The sequence below is a fragment of the Gluconobacter vitians genome, assembly GCF_015244565.1.
Taxonomy (GTDB): Bacteria; Pseudomonadota; Alphaproteobacteria; order Acetobacterales; family Acetobacteraceae; genus Gluconobacter; species Gluconobacter vitians.
Genome location: NZ_JABCQG010000064.1, coordinates 1 through 2,222, shown reverse-complemented (window position 1 = coordinate 2,222; position 2,222 = coordinate 1). Strand labels below are relative to the sequence as shown.

Sequence of the window (2,222 nt, the reverse complement as noted above, 5' to 3'; positions counted from 1 at the left end):
GCAGCCGAACTGTATGCGACAGGAGACGTCTGGCAGTCCGGTGGCGAGGCGCATACCTGTCTCTATCCCAATGCGAACAGCGCCATTTGGAAAGCCGATCTTGGCGTAGCGCAGCGTCCAGGCGATCAGTTCGCAGCATCGCTGGCGGCAGCCTATGGCACAACACGACAGGTTTCCACTTATGCCGGGCCGTTGCTGGACGTGATTGCCGTGCGCAGCTCAGGATCGGTGGTGATCAGCATCGGGCAGGATGCTGACGGGTTTCTGTCGCGGGTTGATCTGACGGCCGCACGCGCCGGCGTAGCGTCCGGAACGCCGCTCTATGTCGTGAAGATCTATGATCAGAGTGGCAACGGGCATCACCTCACGGCGACTTACTATGACGGAACGGCTGGAAGCGTTTCCCCTGCGAATCTGCCTCATATCGGTGAGCGGCATCACGGCCGTCTGGATCTTGTGTCCTGGTCTCCTGAACCGGCAGGACCGCAGCCACTGAATATTGCATCCTCTCTGAACCTCTCCGCCGGGTCGGCCACTGCGCTGCTCTATGGCGCGGTCTCGTCGTGCAACTGCCCGCTGTACACGACCTATTCTCTCTTCGGGCTTGGATCCTCGGATGGACAGGCCGTCACGCTCGGCATGGGCAGCGGCGTGGAAAGTGGACGTCTGGCCTTTTCGGACTTCAAGCCGGCTACGGTTCTAGCCTCGTCCAGTCGGACGCTGAATGTCCACCATGGACTGATTGGCGTGACGTTCGGTGGCAGCGACAGCCTGACGCTCCATGTCCCGACAATTTATCCTTCGGGTCAGGCTATCAGCCTGGGTTCCGGATTCAGTAGCCGTCAATTCGTGGGCGGTGTTCTGGGCGGTGCGCCGGCAGGAACAGGCAACTCTGGCGCATTGCAGTTCAGCGGTCTTGTCCTGTTGAACGCCACAGCATCTGACGCGGATCTGAAAGCAGCTTCTATTGAAGCCTGCCGACTCTATGACTGGACACCGCAGATCCGTGACCGCCTCGACTGCTTCGGATCGTCCACGACACAGGGCTATCTGAACCAGGACGGCTGGTGCTGGCCACAGATGCTGGCGGACTATCTGTCCAGACCGTTCGAGGTTCGTTCCGTCTCGGTGGCCGGCTCCACGGCTGCGGATTTCCTGAAATATACGATCGCCAACATGGTGGCCGATGCCGCAGACCCGGCCCAGCCACGGCGCAAACATGCGATTACCTGGTACGGTAATAACGATGTGAATGGTGGACAGTCCATTGCGACCATCGTGGCGAACAACGCCGCCATCCATCAGAAGCTGCGGGCGGCCGGATATCAGAAAATCTTCATTCTGGGCCAGTACAATACCGGTCTGAATGCAGCGATCCGGCAGGCTGTGGCGGCTGGGACGATCGATGCGGATGCGTTCATCGATCCATGGTCCGCCCCACCAATGAGCAACCACGCGGACATGGCCCTCTATCACGACGGCACACACCCGACCGAAGCGGCCGACCGGCTGGCGGCTTCTTTCATCGCAAGCGCCATCAACGCACATCTGGAGAACTGACGTGGTCAGACTGATTTCAGGAAACGTGGATCTGAGCGGCAATCCGAGAGGGTGGCTGGCTCCGACTGGGAAACAGCCGGTGTTCGCGTCGTTCTACAATACCGGTTTCGCAGGGGATAATCTGGTCTCCGGTGGAACGCGGGCGCAGGTCGTCGGGGCTCCGAAGCTGACAGCCGGCGTGGTAGGTGCGGAACTGCCGTATATGACGACGGCGGGTGCGTTGAACTATCTTGCGACCAGCATCCAGGAAACTGCCAGCGGGACGATTATTGCTATCGCCCGCATGCCGACACCGACCACGGGTGACCCAACCGATGGTGTAATCGTCGGCAATTACGATTTCTATTCCCCTAACGGCAACACAATGCTGCTCTTCACGGCGGCAGGGGCAGCGACACAAGGTGCCCTTCGCGGACGAGTGCCTTATGCCACGCCGGCTGGATGGAATGTCACACCGCCTCTGACCAGCAACATGACTGGCTGGCTGTTATGCGCTCTGCGGTGGAATTGTGTTTCCGGCGGGACTGGTTCGGCCACGGTGCAATGCCTGACTCTGGGCACCTCCGCGGTCAGTTCCGGAACTGGAATCAATGCCGGGATGGGAACCGTTCCTCTTTGGATCGGTGGCCAGCCAAATTGTAACACGGGGGCCCAGGCAGGCA

Annotated in this window: 2 protein-coding genes; both read left to right on the top strand. The window is 60.2% G+C overall.

What is annotated here, in order from left to right; all coding sequences use genetic code 11:
- On the top strand, window positions 1-1,560 hold a 1,560-nt coding region (locus HKD24_RS15000), incomplete at its 5' end, for an SGNH/GDSL hydrolase family protein (RefSeq protein WP_228124487.1).
- Between the two features lies 1 nt (window position 1,561).
- The coding region (locus tag HKD24_RS14995; protein ID WP_194260956.1) for a hypothetical protein at window positions 1,562-2,222 on the top strand (661 nt) is incomplete at its 3' end.